A 16,104-nucleotide genomic window follows, 5' to 3' on the forward strand; every position below is an offset into this window, starting at 1 on the left:
CTATCGGACAAAGCGGTCGGCCCGTTGCGCCATTCACACCCCTCTCCGCCCTCTACTCGGACAAAGCGGCCCGGTCTTCTCTCTCTCGCTCCCCTCCCCCCCCTCTAACGGGCGAAGCGGTCGGCCCGGGGACATTCGCACCCCTCGCTCCCTCTAACGGACGAAGCGGGCGGCCCACTGCCGCTCGTACTCCTCACCCGTCAGGCCGACGAAGGTGATGTGCCCCATCTTGCGCTTCGGGCGGCTTTCGGTCTTGCCGTAGATGTGGACATAAACGTCCGGACGGCCCTCCCGTTCCACAGCCCGCGCCGCTTCGAGGTCCTGACCCAGGATGTTCTTCATCACCGTCGGGGCCACCAGCCGCGGCTCCTGCAACGGTTCGCCGACGAGGTAGCGCACCAGTTCGCGGAACTGGTTCGTCGTGCACCCCTCGATCGTGTAGTGACCCGAGTTGTGGGGGCGCGGCGCCATCTCGTTGAAGTAGATCTCCCCGCCCCGGATGAAGTACTCGATGGCGAGGATGCCTTCGTAACCGCACGAACGCATGAAGCGCTCGCTCTGCGCCTTCATCCGCGCCAACACCTCCGCGTCGGCCGCCGCCGGGACGATCGACAGGTCGAGAATGCCGTCGCGGTGGATGTTCCGACCCACGGGGAAGCTCACCACATGCTCCTTGTCGGCCACCATCACGATGCTCGCCTCCGAGTCGAACGGGATGAACTCCTCCAGGATGCAGGGCACCGAGAGCAGCGGCAGCGCACGTTCGATGTCCGCTTCGCTCCGGAGCACCAGCTGCCCGTGCCCGTCGTAGCCCAGCGTGCGGGTTTTCAGCACCGCCGGGAGGCCCAGTTCGCGCACTGCGGCCCGCAGTGAAGCCTCGTCGTCCACGGCCGCGAAGCCCGGCGTCCGCAACCCGTGGTCGCGGGCGTTCGTCTTCTCGCGCAGGCGGTCCTGCGAGTCGTAGAGGGGTTTATAGCCCTGCGGGATGTTGTATTTCCCGCACAGAGGGATGAGGATGTCGCCCGGCACGTTCTCGAACTCGTAGGTCACGGCGTCGCTCTGCCGGCACAGCCGTTCGAGCGCCGCGGCATCGTCATAGGCCGCCACAATATGGTCGTCGCACACCCGGAAGGCCGGGGCATCCGGAGCCGGGTCGAGCGCTACGGCCCGCACGCCCAGCACGTGGGCCTGCTCGGCGATCATCAGTCCCAGTTGTCCCCCTCCGATAATTCCAATGGTCTTCATCTTTTCCGGATTTTTCGTTGTTCCCATCTCCCCGCGAGCCCTGTTCACCTCCATCCCGGCGTCTCCCCGGATCAGTTCAGTTCGGCTTTCAGGACGTCGGCGGTCTGTTTGGCCCGGAAGGCTTCGAGTTTCGCCGCCAGCGCCGCGTCCTGCAACGCCAGGATCGACACGGCGATCAATGCCGCGTTTTTGGCTCCGTTGATCGCGGTCGTGGCGACCGGAACGCCCGCCGGCATCTGCACGATCGAGAGCAGCGAGTCCAGACCGTTCAGGGCCCGCGACTTCACCGGAACGCCCACCACCGGCAGCGTCGTCATCGAGGCCACCATGCCCGGAAGGTGTGCCGCACCCCCCGCGCCGGCAATGATCACGCCGATACCGCGCTCTTTGGCCGTCTTGGCATATTCGCACAGCAGATCCGGCGTGCGATGGGCGCTGACCACCCGTTTTTCGAAATCCACACCGAACGATTCGAGCATCGAAACGGCATCGGCCATCACCTCGTAATCGCTCACGGAACCCATGATAACGCCTACTTTCATCGTCTTGTCGAAATTACAAATTGTTCAAAAATCACAAAAGCAAACCGCCACGACATCGCGTGTCATGGCGGTCTGGTATCTATCCGAGATCCCCGCAGGCGGACAGTTGCTGCCCCAGGGATCGGGCACACTGCATCTGCTGACATGCCGACGAATAGAAGGCAGCAGCCTGAACCTGCTGTTTCTTCCGTTCGCGCTGGTCGATATTGCAGAGGAGGATCATCGGGATTAACCTAACTGTTAAAACATCGTTACAAAAGTAGCGATTTTCGCCCGACTTTCAAAATTCCCCGGCAGAATTAATATCGACAATTTATCGACAATCCGGACCGAAAAACCGGGAACGGGGACCCGCACAAATCCGGACCGGTCGTCCGGTCGTCCTAACGCGCCTTCGCCTCGCAGTAGGCGCAGCGGCACGTGCCGTCGGCCGAACGCCGGAACAGCTGGTCCACATCCTCCGTCGCCGAGATGCAGCGCCGGTTCGGGCACACCAGCTCGTTGACGAGGTACTCCTCGCCGAAAACCGGCGTATGCGCGAAGGGCCGGTTCTCGTCCGCCCACCGCAGCAGCGTCAGAATCAGCGCCATACGCACGAACTTGCCGTTCTCGACCTGCCGGAAGTAGGCCGCGCGCGGGTCGTTGTCCACCGCCCGCGTGATCTCGTTCACGCGCGGCAGCGGGTGCAGGATCGTCATGTCCGCCTTCGCCGTGCGCAGCTTCTCGGGATCGAGCACGAAGCTGTTCTTCACCCGGTCGAACTCCTCCTCGTCCAGGAAGCGCTCCTTCTGCACGCGCGTCATGTAGAGGATGTCCAGTTCGGGCATCACCGCCTCCATCGTGCGCACCTCGCGGAACGTGAGTTTCGAATTGGCCTGCATCTCCTGCAACATGTAGTCCGGCAGGCGCAGCTCCTCGGGCGAAATCAGGATCACCTCGATTCCCTCGTAGCGCGACAGCGCCTTGATCAACGAGTGCACCGTGCGGCCGAATTTCAGGTCGCCGCAGAAACCGATCGTCATGTGGTCGAAACGCCCCTTTTCGCGCTTGATCGTCAACAGGTCGGTCAGCGTCTGCGTCGGGTGCGAGTGGCTCCCGTCCCCGGCGTTGATCACCGGGACCCCCGCGTACTGCGACGCCACGAGCGGCGCCCCCTCCTTGAAGTGGCGCATGGCGATGATGTCCGCAAAGCAGCGGATCACACGAACCGTGTCGGCCACCGTCTCGCCCTTCGACACCGACGACGAGTTGGCGTCCGAAAAGCCGATGACCTGTCCGCCCAGTTCGAGCATCGCCGACGTGAAGCTCAACCGCGTGCGCGTCGACGGCTCGTAGAAGAGCGTCGCCAGCTTCCGTCCCTTACACGCCTCGCTGTATTTCGCCCGGTTGGCGATGATGTCCTCCGCCAGGGCCACGATCTGCTCGGTCTCCTGCACCGTCAGATCCGTCGGGTCTATCAAATGTCGCATCGTATCCTCGTTTTTAACGGTTCATCCACGATTCGTCCGACGGATTGTCGCGGAACTGCAACAGCCGCTCCTTGTCCTCCGCCCGGATATAGCCCTCCTCGGCCGCCACTTCGACCAGTGCGTCGAGGTTCGAAAGACTGTAATTCACGACGTGCGCCTCGCGCAGCCGGTCCAGGCCCTTCTTCATCCCGTAGGTGAAGATCGAAGCCACGCCCAGCACCTCGGCGCCCGCCTCGCGCAGAGCGTTCACCACTTCGATGCACGACCCCGCCGTCGAGATCAGGTCCTCGATCACGACGACCTTCTGGCCCTTTTCCAGACGCCCCTCGATCTGGTTGCCGCGACCGTGGTCCTTCGACCCCGAACGCACGTAGCCCATCGGCAGGTCGAGGATCGTCGCCGTGATGGCGGCGTGTGCGATTCCGGCCGTCGAGGTCCCCATCAGCACCTCCGCTTCGGGGTACTTCGTGCGGACGATCTCCGCAAGACCCGCCTCGACATGTTTGCGGACCTCCGGTGCCGTCAGCGTCAGACGGTTGTCGCAATAGATCGGGCTCTTGATACCGCTGGCCCACGTAAACGGCTGCTCCGGGCGCAGGAAAACCGCGCCGATCGACAGCAAATCCCTGGCAATTGATTTTTCCATGAATGCTATGTTCTGATTTTCTGGTTTCTATTCCAATGCCTGCCGCAACACCGCCTCCACCTCGTCGGGGTAGATGCCGCCCTCGTGGACCTTCTCCCCGCCGACATAGAACGTCGGCACATAGTAGTAATCGTACCGGTCGGCCACGACAGGCTCCTCCGACTCCTCGATCATCTCAATCTCGATCGGAGCCAATTCCGGATGGGCGGCCTTCGCCTCCTCGATGTAACGCAGCGCCTTCTTGCAGAAGGGGCACGCTTTCAGGTAAAACAGTTTTACGGGTTTCATGTCCATGTACATTTTCCGGTTGTTCCGATGCCCGGTAAAAAATCAGCCTGCGGCTATCCCACGAACTCCGCCACGCAGCGGCGGTAGGCCGCCACGGGATCCGCAGCCGCCGTGATCGGGCGCCCCACGACGATGAAGTCCGAACCGATCTCGCGGGCCCGGGCCGGCGTCGTCACGCGCACCTGGTCCGCCACGTCGCCGTCGGCAAACCGCACGCCCGGCGTCACGGTCAGGAACTCCCGTCCGCACGCCTCGTGGACCATGCCTGCTTCGAGCGGCGAGCAGACCACGCCGTCCAGCCCGGCTTCGCGCGTATTTTGCGCATACTTGACGATCGTATCGTTGATCGACGCCCCGATCAGCAGTTCGCGCTGCATCCGCTCCTCGCTCGTCGAGGTCAGCTGCGTCACGGCGATCAGCAGCGGCCGCGTGCCGTCCTCGCGCGTGAGGCCCTCGCGCGCCGCACGCATCATCTCGATCGTCCCCGCGGCGTGGACGTTGCACATGTCCACGTCCAGGCGCGACAGCACCGCCATCGCCTTCTTCACCGTGTTGGGAATGTCGTGGAGTTTCAGGTCGAGGAAGATCCTGTGTCCCCGGCGCTTGATCTCCCGCACGATCGACGGGCCCTCGGCATAGTAGAGCTCCATGCCGATCTTCAAAAAGGGTTTGCGCGCCTCCTCCCGGAAGAGATCCAGAAAGCGGAAGGTGTCCTCTGCGGATTTGAAATCGCAGGCAATGATTACGTCTCGTTCCATATTCTTCGATGCTATGCTATTCCGATAATATCCGACAATCGTTCGATGCCCAGCCGCCGCATCTCGCCCGGCAGCGCCTCGACGATCTCCTTCGAGGCGTAGGGGTTCACCAGATTCGCGGCCCCGACCTGCACGGCCGTGGCCCCGGCCATCATCATCTCGATCACGTCGCGCGCCGACTGCACGCCCCCGCACCCCATGACCGGGATCCGGCACGCCTTCGAGACCTGATAGACCATCCGCACCGCCAGCGGAAAGACCGCCGGACCCGAAAATCCGCCCATCGTATTGGCGATCACGGGACGCCGACGTGCCACGTCGATGCGCATGCCCAGCAGCGTGTTGATCAGGCAGATGCCGTCCGCACCCGCCTCCTCGCACGCCCGGGCGATCGAGACGATGTCCGTGACGTTGGGCGACAGCTTGATGAAGACCGGCTTGGTCGTCACGGCTTTCACCGCGCGCGTCACCTCGGCCGCCGCCTCGGGGCTCGTGCCGAACGACATGCCGCCGTGGCGCACGTTCGGGCACGAGACGTTCACCTCGATGATCCCGACCTGCTCCTGCTTGTCGATCCGTTCGCAGCAGTAGGCGTACTCCTCGACCGAGAAGCCCGAGATGTTGGCGATCACCGGTTTGCGGAAGAACTGACGCAGCCGCGGCAGCTCGTGCCGGATCACGGCGTCGATGCCCGGGTTCTGCAATCCCACGGCGTTGATCATCCCCGCCGTACACTCGGCGATGCGCGGCGTCGGGTTCCCGAAGCGCGGCTCGCGCGTCGTCCCCTTGAACGAGAACGACCCCAGGATATTGATGTCGTAGAAATCCTTGAACTCGTATCCGTAGCCGAACGTACCGCTGGCCGGGACGACCGGGTTGTCCAGCCGCACGCCGCACAACTCCACCGACATGTCGACCGCCGGGGCGGCATTCTCCTGTTCGCGCACTTTCTCTACCATATGATCTCTCCTTTCTGCAACACCGGGCCCTCCCGGCAGATGCGTTTGTTGCCGTACTTCGTCTTGCACGTGCAGCCCATGCAGGCGCCGAAACCGCACCCCATGCGCTCCTCGAACGACATTTGTCCGTCCTGCTCCACGGCGTTGTAAAGCGCATGGAGCATCGGAAGCGGCCCGCAGGCGTAGAAGTAATCGAAATCCAGACCCGCCCCGGCGATGGCCGTCGTCACGAAGCCCTCGATGCCGCGCGAACCGTCGGCCGTGGCCACCGTCACGTTACAGCCCAGCGCCCGGAACTCCTCCTCATAGAAGATCTCCGCCGCGGTGTTGAAGCCCAGCACCACTTCGACCGGTTTCCCGGCCGCCAGCAGTTGCCGAGCCAGCCCGTAGAGCGGTGGAACCCCCACGCCGCCGCCGACCAGCAGCGGTCGCCGGGCGTCGTTCTTCGTCGAGAAACCGTTCCCCAGACCCGTCAGCAGGTCCAGCTCCGCACCCGGCGTCAGGCGGCTCATCTGCTCCGTACCCTCGCCGACAACCTTGTAGATCAGCGTAATCCGACCCTCATCCCAGTCGCAGACCGAGATCGGGCGCCGCAGGTACTTGCCCGTCAGCGCGATGTTCACGAACTGCCCCGGAGCCGTGATCCACTGCGTGTCGCCCGCAAGCGTCATCCGCCATACCGTCTCCGTCAACCGTTCGTTCCGCTCGATGCGATAGATTCCCTTCTTGTACATCGTTCCGCCGTCTCTTATTTCGCGTCGATCGTCGAGACACGCAGCGTGATCTCTTCCAGCACGTCGAGCAGCACCTTCACCGTCTCCAACGCCGTGAAGACCGTCACGTTGTTCTCCACGGCCGTGCGGCGGATCTCATAGCCGTCCAGGCGCGTGTTGTGCTGGTTGATGTCGATCGTGTTGATCACGTAGCTGATATGTCCCTGACGCAGCGCGTCGATGATCTCGTTGCTTCCTTCGTTCAGCTTGCGCCGCGTCCGCGTGCGGATCCCGTGCTCGCGCAGGAACTCCGCCGTGCCGGTCGTCGCCTCGATGTTGAAGCCCAGGTCGTAGAAACGCTTCACCAGCGGAAGCGCCTGCGCCTTGTCCTGATCGGCGATCGTCACGAAGATCGTCCCGTAGTTCGAGACGTGCATCCCCGTCGCCTGCAACGCCTTGTACAGCGCGCGCGTCAGCTTGTCGTCGTAGCCGATCGCCTCGCCCGTCGACTTCATCTCCGGCGAGAGGTACGAATCCATGCCCCGGATCTTCGCGAACGAGAAGGCCGGAGCCTTCACGTACCAGCGCTCCTTCTCACGCCCGTAGACCTCCGCATAACCCAGCTCGCGGAGCTTCTTGCCCAGGATCACCTGCGTGGCGATGTGCGCCATCGGAACCCCCGTCGACTTCGACAGGAACGGCACCGTGCGCGACGAACGCGGGTTCACCTCGATGACGTAGACGTCGTCCTCGCCGGCCACGATGAACTGGATGTTGTAGAGACCCACGATGCCGATCCGCAGACCCAGACGCACCGTATAGTCGATGATCTTCTGCTTGGCCTTCGGGCTCACGCTGAACGTCGGGTAGACGCTGATCGAGTCGCCCGAGTGGATGCCCGTATGCTCGACATGCTCCATGATGCCCGGGATGAAGACATCCTTCCCGTCGCAGATCGCGTCGACCTCCAGCTCCTTGCCCATGATGTAGCGGTCGACCAGCACCGGCTGGTCCACGTTCACCTCCACGGCCGTTTGCAGGTAGTGGCGCAGACGCTCCTCGTTCGAGACGATCTGCATCGCGCGTCCGCCCAGCACGTAGCTCGGACGCACCAGAACCGGATAACCGATCCGCGCCGCGGCCCGTACACCCGCTTCGATGTCCGTCACGGCCTCGGCCTCCGGCTGCGGGATGCCCAGCTCCTCCATGATCCGCTCGAAGCAGCCGCGGTCCTCGGCGTTCTTGATCGCCTCGCAGTCCGTACCGATGATCGGCACGCCCAGCTCCGCCAGCGGCTCCGCCAGATTGATTGCCGTCTGTCCGCCCAGCGACACCACGATCGCCTGCGGCTTTTCCAGATGGATGACGTTCATCACGTCCTCGACCGTCAGCGGCTCGAAGTAGAGCTTGTCGCTCGTCGTATAGTCCGTCGAGACGGTCTCCGGGTTGTTGTTGATGATGATCGCCTCGTAGCCCGCCTCGCGGATCGACCAGATCGCGTGGACCGTCGAATAGTCGAACTCAACGCCCTGTCCGATGCGGATCGGCCCCGAACCCAGCACGATGATCTTCTTCTTGTCGCTCACCTTCGACTCGTTCTCCTGCTCGTAGGTCGAGTAGAAGTAGGGAACGTACGACGCGAACTCGCTCGCGCACGTGTCGATCATCTTGTAGACCGGGAAAATTCCGTTTTTCTCCCGCAGGCGGTACATCTCATGCTGCGAAAGTCCCCACAGCTGGCCGATATACTGGTCGCTGAATCCCATCCGCTTGGCCTCGCGCAGCGTCTCGACGTCCATCGGATGCGCGCGGACCACCTTCTCGAACTCCACGATGTTCTTGAACTTTTCGAGGAAAAACAGGTCGATCTTCGTCTTGTCGTAGATCAGCGCCAGGTCCACACCTCCGCGGATCAGCTGCGCGATGGCATAAAGACGGTCGTCCGTGCCGATCTTGATGTAGTCCAGCAGGTCGTCGTTCGACCACGAGTCGAACTTCTTGTGGTAGATGTGGCAGACGCCCGTTTCCAGCGAACGAACCGCCTTCAGGAGCGACTCCTCCATCGTGCGGCCGATCGACATCACCTCGCCCGTGGCCTTCATCTGCGTGCCCAGCTTGTTCGAGGCGTCCGAGAACTTGTCGAACGGGAAGCGAGCCACCTTCGTCACCACGTAGTCCAGCGTCGGCTCGAACGATGCCGGCGTGTTGGCGATGCGGATCTCGTCGAGGGTCAGACCCACGGCGATCTTCGCACTCACGCGCGCAATCGGGTAGCCCGAAGCCTTCGACGCCAGCGCCGACGAACGAGACACGCGCGGGTTCACCTCGATCAGGTAGTACTTGAACGAGAGCGGGTCCAGCGCGAACTGCACGTTGCAGCCGCCCTCGATCTTCAATGCCCGGATGATCTTCAACGCCGAGTCGCGCAGCATCTGAAACTCCTTGTTGGTCAGCGTCTGGCTCGGGGCAACGACGATCGAGTCGCCCGTATGGATGCCCACCGGGTCGATGTTCTCCATGCAGCAGATGCTGATCGCCGTATCGTTGTGGTCGCGCATCACCTCGAACTCGATCTCCTTGTAGCCCTTGATGCTCTTCTCGACGAGCACCTGGTGCACCGGCGAGAGCGCCAGACCGTTGCGCATCATCTCGCGCAGCTGCGCCTCATCGTCGGCGAAGCCGCCGCCCGTGCCGCCCAGCGTGAACGCCGGTCGCAGCACCACCGGATAACCGATCCGCGCCGCAACCGCCGCGCCCTCCTCGACCGTCGTGGCGATCTCCGAAGGAAGCACCGGCTCGCCCAGCGACTCGCACAGCTCCTTGAAGAGTTCGCGGTCCTCGGCCCGCTCGATCGAATCGAACGACGTGCCCAGAATCTCCACCTGGCACTCTTGCAGAATGCCCTTCTTGGCCAGCTGGACCGCCAGATTCAGACCCGTCTGTCCGCCCAGTCCCGGAACGATGGCGTCCGGGCGCTCGTAACGGATGATCTTCGCCACGTATTCCAGCGTCAGCGGCTCCATGTAGACCTTGTCCGCAATGTGCGTGTCGGTCATGATCGTCGCCGGGTTCGAGTTCGCGAGGATCACCTCGTATCCCTCCTCTTTGAGCGCCAGACACGCCTGCGTGCCCGCATAGTCGAACTCCGCGGCCTGGCCGATCACGATCGGGCCCGACCCGATCACCATCACCTTTCTGATATCTTTTCTTTTAGGCATTTTTGTGCTCCTCCATGATTTTAGTGAACTTATTGAACAGATAGGCGCTGTCCTGCGGACCCGAAGCGCTCTCCGGATGGTACTGCATCGAGAAGACCCGGTCCTCGGCGCACTCCACCCCTTCGGCCGTGCCGTCCAGCAGGTTCACGTGCGTCAACGTCAGCCCCGTGCCTTTCAGCGAGTCGATATCCACGGCGTAGCTGTGATTCTGGCTCGTGATTTCCAGTTTCCCCGTCATCAGGTTCTTCACCGGATGGTTCGCGCCCCGGTGTCCGAACTTCATCTTGAAGGTCTTCGCCCCGTAGGCCAGCGAGATGAGCTGGTGCCCCATGCAGATCCCGAAGATCGGAAGGCGGCCCCGCAGCTGCTTCACCAGCTCGATCACCGGCGTGACGTCCGCCGGGTTGCCCGGGCCGTTCGACAGCACGATGCCGTCCGGACGGAAGGCCAGGATCTCCTCCACGGTCGAATTGTAGGGCATCACGATCACGTTGCAACCCACGCGGTTCAGCAGGCGAACGATGTTGTACTTGATGCCGCAGTCGATCGCCACCACGTCGTACCGGTGGTTCGCCACGCGCGACATCCAGCGCTTCTTGCAGCTCACGCGCGAAACCATGTCGCGGGGCATCTCATAGGCCTTCATCCGCGCCAGAGCCTCCTCACGCGGCGTCGCGGCATCGGTGATGATCACCTTCTGGCTCCCCTCGTCGCGGATGATCCGCGTCAGCGCACGCGTGTCCACACCCCAGATCGCCGGGATGTCGTACTCCTCGAACACCTCGTTCAGCGTCTTCGTGTAGCGGAAGTTCGACGGCAGGTCGTTGTACTCCCGCACGATCATCCCGCCGATGGTCGGCGTCTTCGTCTCGTAGTCGTCGTCCGTCATACCGTAGTTGCCGATCAGCGGGTAGGTCATCACCACCATCTGATCCGTGTACGACGGATCGGACATGATCTCCTGATACCCCACCATCGAGGTGTTGAAGACGATCTCGTTGATGGCCTCGCGATCGGATCCGAATCCGTATCCGTAGAATTCGCGGCCGTCCTCCAGGACGATTTTTTTCGTAAATGCTTTCATCCTCTTGTCTGTCCTTATCTGATTGATTTCGTTGTCAGCGTATCGTAAACCGCGCGGCCGCCCACCACCGTCAGCACCGCGCATCCTTCGACCTCCCATCCGGCGAACGGCGTGGCATGCCCCTTCGAGAGGAACGCCGCCGGGTCGATCGTCCAGCGCGTCCCGAGGTCCAGCACCGTAAAGTCGGCCGCCTGCCCCGGTTCGACGCCTCCCGCAAGTCCGAAGATCCGGCGCGGGTTCGTCGACATCAGGTCGATCAGCCGTTCCAGCGGCAGAAGACCCCGCCGGACCAGCCCGGTGTAGAGCAGCGGAAAGGCCGTCTCGATCCCCACGATGCCCATGGCGCTCCCGGCCAGCCCGCGCGACTTCTCCTCGTCCGTATGCGGGGCGTGGTCCGTGGCGACGACCTCGATCGTGCCGTCCAGCACCCCGGCCAGCAGCGCCTCGCGGTCTTCGCGGCTCCGCAGCGGCGGGTTCATCTTGAAGCGTCCCTCCTCCTGCAAATCCTCGTCGCACAGCAGCAGGTAGTGCGGCGCCGTCTCGCAGCTCACGCGCAGACCCTGCACCTTCGCCTGCCGCACCAGTTCGACGCTCTCCTTCGTGGAGACGTGGCAGACGTGGTACCGGCAGCCGGTCTTCGCGGCCAGCGCGATGTCGCGCTCCACCTGCCGCCACTCGCTCTCCGACGAGATGCCCTTATGACCGTGGGCATGGCAGTAGGCGCCGTCGTGGATATATCCTCCGTGAAGAAGTTCGTCGACCTCGCAGTGCGCCACGATCGGCTTGCCGACCGCCGCGGCTCGGCGCATCGCCTCCTCCATGAGTTCGGCCGACTGCACCCCGCGGCCGTCGTCCGAGAACCCCACGACCTCCGGAGCCAGCGCCGCAAAGTCGGACAGTTCGCCGCACCCGCGCTGCCCCACGGTGATCGTCCCGTAGGGGATGACCCGCACCGCAGCGTCGCGGCGGATGATCGCCAGCTGCTGTTCGAGGTGTTCCGGCGTATCGGGCGCCGGGTTCAGGTTGGGCATCGAGCAGACCGTCGTATAGCCGCCGCGGGCCGCCGCGGCCGTACCCGTGGCGATGGTCTCCTTCTGCGGGAAGCCCGGCTCGCGCAGGTGGACATGCACGTCCACCAGCCCCGGAACAAGGTACAGCCCCCCGAGATCGACGATCCGGTCGTCCGGCCCCGGCGCCGCATCCGCAACCACCCGGTCCGCCTCCACGACCAGCCGCCCCCTCTCGAAACGACCTCCTCGATAAATCTCGGCGTTCTCGTAAAACGTCTTCATCGGCTCCGAAACATAAAAAAATAGGGCAACTGAAATAGTTACCCTAATAAAACAACAATGCCCGCGTCCTTCGGAGACTGGAAACCCGACCAATAATCCTGTTGCCAGAACTTCTGCGCCATCGGGATGTGGGGGTTACCATACATAGGACTCGGGAACTCTCTATTATTGTTTGCAAAGTTAGGGGTTTTTCACCACCCCTGCAACACTTTTTCCGATTTTTTTTCAACATTCCGTCAACGCTCCGCCGCGAATCCCATGCCCGGGCCGCCCGCCACCGGAGAGCCCGACCGGACACCGTCCTGAAAACCGTCTCCAAACCCGCCTGCCGAACCCCTCCCCGCGAGGGCCGTCACCGGATTCGCCCCTCCCGGGAGGGCCTCCCTGAAACGCCCGACCGTCCCGCAAGGACCGCCGCCGGACCCGACAGCCGTCATTCCGCCGCCGAAATCCGCTTCCCGGACAAAAATACCGACTCCTTGCGGTTTGGAACTTCCGTTTTGTACACTATCTTTGCCCGCAGACAATCCCGATACCGATCCGCATGGAAAAATACGACATCCTCGCACCCCTGCTGCTGACGCTCGGCGCCGGTCTCGCCACCGGAATCGGAAGCGCCATCGCCTTCCTCGCCAAACGCACCAACAAACGCCTGCTCTCCTTCTCGCTCGGACTCTCGGGCGGCGTGATGATCTACGTCTCGTTCGTCGAGCTCTTCCAGCAGGCCAACCTCGCCCTCACGGCCGAATGGGGACCCCGCCTCGGCGGTTCGGTCACCGCGTTGAGCTTCTTCGCCGGAATCCTCCTGATCGGCGTCATCGACCGTCTGGTCCCCTCGTTCGAGAACCCCCACGAAGCCCACCTCGTCGAGGAGATGGACCGCCGGCCCCGCAATCCGCGCCTGATGCGCATGGGCGTCCTCACGGCCCTGGCCATCGGCATCCACAACTTCCCCGAAGGCATCGCCACCTTCACCTCGGCCGTCGACAACATGACGCTCGGTGTCGCCATCGCCGTGGCCATCGCCATCCACAACATCCCCGAAGGCATCGCCGTCTCGATCCCGATCTACTACGCCACGGGCAACCGCGCCAAAGCCTTCCGGCTCTCGCTCCTCTCGGGACTGGCCGAACCCGTCGGCGCCCTGCTGGCCTACCTCGTGCTGATGCCCTTCATGTCCGCGACGCTCATGGGATGCATCCTCGCCGGCGTGGCCGGAATCATGGTCTTCATCTCCATCGACGAGCTCCTCCCCGCCGCCCGCGAGTACGGCGAGGCCCACACCTCGATCTACGGCGTAGTGGCCGGCATGGCCCTGATGGCCGTCAGCCTGCTCCTGCTCGGATAAACCCGCAAAACGCCCCCTTTGAAAATGGACATACTCCTTCTCCTGACCGGCCTGGCGCTGATCCTCGCCGGCGCAAACTTCCTCACCGACGGGTCCGCGGCCCTGGCCCAGCGCTTCCGCGTCCCGGAATTCATCATCGGGCTGACGATCGTCGCCGTCGGGACCTCCACGCCCGAACTGGTCGTCTCCCTCCTCTCGGCACTGGCCGGGAAGAGCGACGTGGCCATCGGAAACGTCGTCGGTTCGAACATCTTCAACGTCTTTCTGATCCTCGGCATCTGCGCCCTGATACGGCCGCTGCCCCTCACGGCCGGGAACATCCGCCGCGACATTCCGTTCGGTGCCGCCGCGTCGCTCCTCCTGCTGCTGCTCGCCACCGACAGCTGGTTCTGCACGGGCGCCCCCGACCGCATCGGACGCCTCGACCGCATCGTGATGCTGGCGCTCTACATCCTGCTGATGATCTACGCCATCCGCTCGGCGGGGCGCACGGCGCCGGAACCCGCCGCAGTCTCCGGCGACAGCGCCGAAGCCGCCCGCAAACCGATGGCCGGATGGTTGATGGCCGTGATGATCGTCGGCGGACTCGCCGGACTGATCTTCGGCGGCGAGCTGTTCCTCGACAACGCCACGGCCCTCGCCCGGAGGATGGGAATCAGCGAATCGGTGATCGCCATCACGCTCGTGGCCGGAGGGACATCGCTTCCCGAACTGGCCTCGTCGCTCGTCTCGCTGCTCAAAGGCAAGAGCGACATGGCCCTCGGGAACGTCATCGGGTCGAACATCGCCAACATCCTGCTGATCCTCGGCATGAGCGCCACGATCCATCCGCTGACCATGGGCGGAATCACGGCGGTCGATCTGCTGGTCGTGCTGTTGAGTTCGGTGCTGCTCTTCCTGACGGCCTTCACCTTCCGGCGCCGGGCCGTCGACCGCTGGGAGGGAGTGTTGTTCCTGGCGATCTATGCCGCCTATATCGGATACCTCATCCGATAGGGCCCGACATGAGATAGCGTTCGAGCAGCCGCGGCACGGCGTAGTCGCCGAGCTCCGAGCTCCGGACGGCGATTGCGGCGGCGGCCGGGGTCAGCGTCGGAGTGTCGATCCGATAGACGCAGGCGTGGAGACACTGGTGCGAGAGTCGGTGGACGGGAAGCGGCGTGCTCCGCAGCAGGTGCCACGGGGCATCGCCCAGCAGTTCGGCAACGAGCGGAGCTCCGGCTACCTCCGCAAAATCGGCCGCCGAGGCGGTCTCCACCAGCGGGAATTCGTAGAGCCCCTGCCAGATGTCGCCTCCTTCGCGGCGGCGGAGCAGCGTCCGGTCGCCGGAGGTGATGTGCAGGTAATGGAACCAGCGGTCGCGTACGCGGGTCCGGCCCTGTTTGACCGGGCGCTCGGCGACCGTGCCGGACGCCAGGGCCAGGCAGCGCTCCGAAAGCGGGCATGCCTCGCAACGGGGCGAAACGGGCGTACATTGGATCGCCCCGAAGTCCATGATCGCCTGATTATGGAGCCCCGGACGGGCGGGATCCAACTCCCGGAGGGCCAGTTCGGCAAAGGCGCGCCGTCCGGGTGTGGAGTCGATCGGCAGGTCGAGGTCGAAAAGACGCGACAGGACCCGGTAGACGTTGCCGTCGACGACGGCGCACGGCGTGTCGTAGGCGATCGAGCAGATCGCAGCCGCGGTATAGTCGCCCACGCCGCGCAGCGAACGCACGTCGTCCAGCGTGCGGGGAAACGCCCCGCCGAAGCGGGCAACGACCTCGCGGGCCGCGGCAAGCAGGTTCCGGGCACGGCTGTAATAGCCGAGCCCCTGCCAGAGTTTCAGCACCTCGTCCTCAGAGGCCGCAGCCAGCGAGGCGACATCGGGGTAACGACTCATGAAACGTTCGTAGTAGGCCAGTCCCTGCGCCACGCGGGTCTGTTGGAGGATTACCTCCGAGAGCCAGATGCGGTAGGGATCGCGCGTGCGGCGCCACGGCAGATCGCGCCCTTCGCGCGCGTACCACTCGATCAGAATATCGGATATGCGCGTCATACAGGTGACAAAAATACGGCTTCGGAATCGAATTTGATACGTTCCGCAGCGATTCAAAAACAAAAAAAGATGGAAAAACGGTTTCAACTCATCCACCATGCGGCACGGAACCGCTATGAGTTCCACCTCAACGGAGGGATTGCCTACGTCGAATACGAACCCGCCGGGGAGGGTATTTATCGGCTGACCCACACGATCGTGCCGTCCGCGTTCGAGGGACAGGGAATCGGCCGCGAGCTGGTCGAATCGACGCTCGAAGCCCTCCGCGAACGGGACGTACGGATTATTCCGGAGTGTTCGTTCATCGTCCGCTACATCCAGCGCCACCCCGAGTGGGAGTCACTGCTGGCAGAAGGATATCGGATCGAAGCGTAGCGAAGGGTCGGAAGCCGCATCCGCACCCACCAAGGGGGGGGGCGTACAGAGGCTGCTATTGCAACGAACCATCCTGAAACAAAAAGTCCGATAACTGTATTTCAAGTTATCGGATTTTCGCAGTTCAAA

At 63.4% G+C, this 16,104-nt stretch carries 16 protein-coding genes; 4 read left to right on the forward strand and 12 right to left on the reverse strand.

The window, feature by feature from the left end:
• Nucleotides 1-153: 153 nt before the first annotated feature.
• Nucleotides 154-1,245 (reverse strand): 5-(carboxyamino)imidazole ribonucleotide synthase, encoded by a 1,092-nt coding sequence (gene purK, locus B5G16_RS03520; protein ID WP_087261160.1) that lies wholly within the window; start codon nt 1,243-1,245, stop codon nt 154-156.
• Between the two features lie 71 nt (nt 1,246-1,316).
• Nucleotides 1,317-1,787 carry a 5-(carboxyamino)imidazole ribonucleotide mutase gene (gene purE, locus B5G16_RS03525; protein WP_087261163.1) on the reverse strand — a complete coding sequence of 157 codons (471 nt, stop codon included), beginning with the start codon at nt 1,785-1,787 and terminating at the stop codon, nt 1,317-1,319.
• Between purE and B5G16_RS12515 the strand changes: the two genes are divergently transcribed.
• Nucleotides 1,768-2,019: a hypothetical protein gene (locus tag B5G16_RS12515; protein ID WP_143260817.1), complete on the forward strand. Its 252-nt coding sequence runs from the start codon at nt 1,768-1,770 to the stop codon at nt 2,017-2,019. The genes purE and B5G16_RS12515 overlap by 20 nt on opposite strands.
• Nucleotides 2,020-2,170: 151 nt before the next feature.
• Here the strand turns inward: B5G16_RS12515 and pyrB are convergent, their stop codons facing one another.
• The 9 genes from pyrB to B5G16_RS03570 are packed head-to-tail and all read right to left on the reverse strand — an operon-like array spanning nt 2,171 to nt 12,214.
• Nucleotides 2,171-3,256 (reverse strand): aspartate carbamoyltransferase, encoded by a 1,086-nt coding sequence (gene pyrB, locus B5G16_RS03530; RefSeq protein ID WP_087261165.1) that lies wholly within the window; start codon nt 3,254-3,256, stop codon nt 2,171-2,173.
• Between the two features lie 13 nt (nt 3,257-3,269).
• Entirely contained in the window at nt 3,270-3,902 is a 633-nt protein-coding gene (gene pyrE, locus B5G16_RS03535) for an orotate phosphoribosyltransferase (protein WP_087261167.1), read from the reverse strand.
• A gap of 27 nt (nt 3,903-3,929) precedes the next feature.
• A complete protein-coding gene (locus B5G16_RS03540; protein WP_087261417.1) occupies nt 3,930-4,190 on the reverse strand; it encodes a glutaredoxin domain-containing protein in 261 nt (86 codons plus the stop codon).
• Between the two features lie 53 nt (nt 4,191-4,243).
• Entirely contained in the window at nt 4,244-4,948 is a 705-nt protein-coding gene (gene pyrF, locus B5G16_RS03545) for an orotidine-5'-phosphate decarboxylase (protein WP_087261169.1), read from the reverse strand.
• A gap of 11 nt (nt 4,949-4,959) precedes the next feature.
• The gene (locus tag B5G16_RS03550; protein ID WP_087261172.1) at nt 4,960-5,907 is read right to left on the reverse strand and encodes a dihydroorotate dehydrogenase; all 948 of its coding nucleotides are present in this window, start codon (nt 5,905-5,907) and stop codon (nt 4,960-4,962) included.
• Nucleotides 5,901-6,641 (reverse strand): dihydroorotate dehydrogenase electron transfer subunit, encoded by a 741-nt coding sequence (locus B5G16_RS03555; protein ID WP_087261176.1) that lies wholly within the window; start codon nt 6,639-6,641, stop codon nt 5,901-5,903. The genes B5G16_RS03550 and B5G16_RS03555 overlap by 7 nt, the downstream gene beginning before the upstream one ends.
• Nucleotides 6,642-6,655: 14 nt before the next feature.
• On the reverse strand, nt 6,656-9,838 hold the full coding sequence (carB, locus tag B5G16_RS03560) for a carbamoyl-phosphate synthase large subunit (protein WP_087261180.1): 3,183 nt from the start codon (nt 9,836-9,838) through the stop codon (nt 6,656-6,658).
• On the reverse strand, nt 9,831-10,922 hold the full coding sequence (gene carA, locus B5G16_RS03565; protein WP_087261183.1) for a glutamine-hydrolyzing carbamoyl-phosphate synthase small subunit: 1,092 nt from the start codon (nt 10,920-10,922) through the stop codon (nt 9,831-9,833). Before carA ends, carB begins: the two co-directional genes overlap by 8 nt.
• Nucleotides 10,923-10,936: 14 nt before the next feature.
• The gene (locus B5G16_RS03570) at nt 10,937-12,214 is read right to left on the reverse strand and encodes a dihydroorotase (RefSeq protein WP_087261186.1); all 1,278 of its coding nucleotides are present in this window, start codon (nt 12,212-12,214) and stop codon (nt 10,937-10,939) included.
• Between the two features lie 544 nt (nt 12,215-12,758).
• Here B5G16_RS03570 and zupT point away from each other — a divergent pair.
• Together zupT and B5G16_RS03580 are read left to right on the forward strand one after the other, a co-directional pair.
• Entirely contained in the window at nt 12,759-13,562 is an 804-nt protein-coding gene (gene zupT, locus B5G16_RS03575; protein ID WP_087261190.1) for a zinc transporter ZupT, read from the forward strand.
• A 24-nt stretch (nt 13,563-13,586) separates the two neighbouring features.
• Complete coding sequence (locus B5G16_RS03580) at nt 13,587-14,558, forward strand: calcium/sodium antiporter (RefSeq protein ID WP_087261192.1); 972 nt, start codon at nt 13,587-13,589, stop codon at nt 14,556-14,558.
• On the opposite strand, the gene mutY is transcribed toward B5G16_RS03580, so the two are convergent.
• Nucleotides 14,548-15,600 (reverse strand): A/G-specific adenine glycosylase, encoded by a 1,053-nt coding sequence (gene mutY / locus B5G16_RS03585; RefSeq protein ID WP_087261195.1) that lies wholly within the window; start codon nt 15,598-15,600, stop codon nt 14,548-14,550. The two genes, B5G16_RS03580 and mutY, sit on opposite strands and share 11 nt — an antisense overlap.
• A gap of 69 nt (nt 15,601-15,669) precedes the next feature.
• On the opposite strand from mutY, the gene B5G16_RS03590 reads away from it, so the two are divergent.
• Nucleotides 15,670-15,975 (forward strand): GNAT family N-acetyltransferase, encoded by a 306-nt coding sequence (locus B5G16_RS03590; protein ID WP_087261198.1) that lies wholly within the window; start codon nt 15,670-15,672, stop codon nt 15,973-15,975.
• Nucleotides 15,976-16,104: the final 129 nt, after the last annotated feature.

Source organism: Alistipes sp. An66 (assembly GCF_002161445.1).
Lineage (GTDB): Bacteria > Bacteroidota > Bacteroidia > Bacteroidales > Rikenellaceae > Alistipes > Alistipes cottocaccae.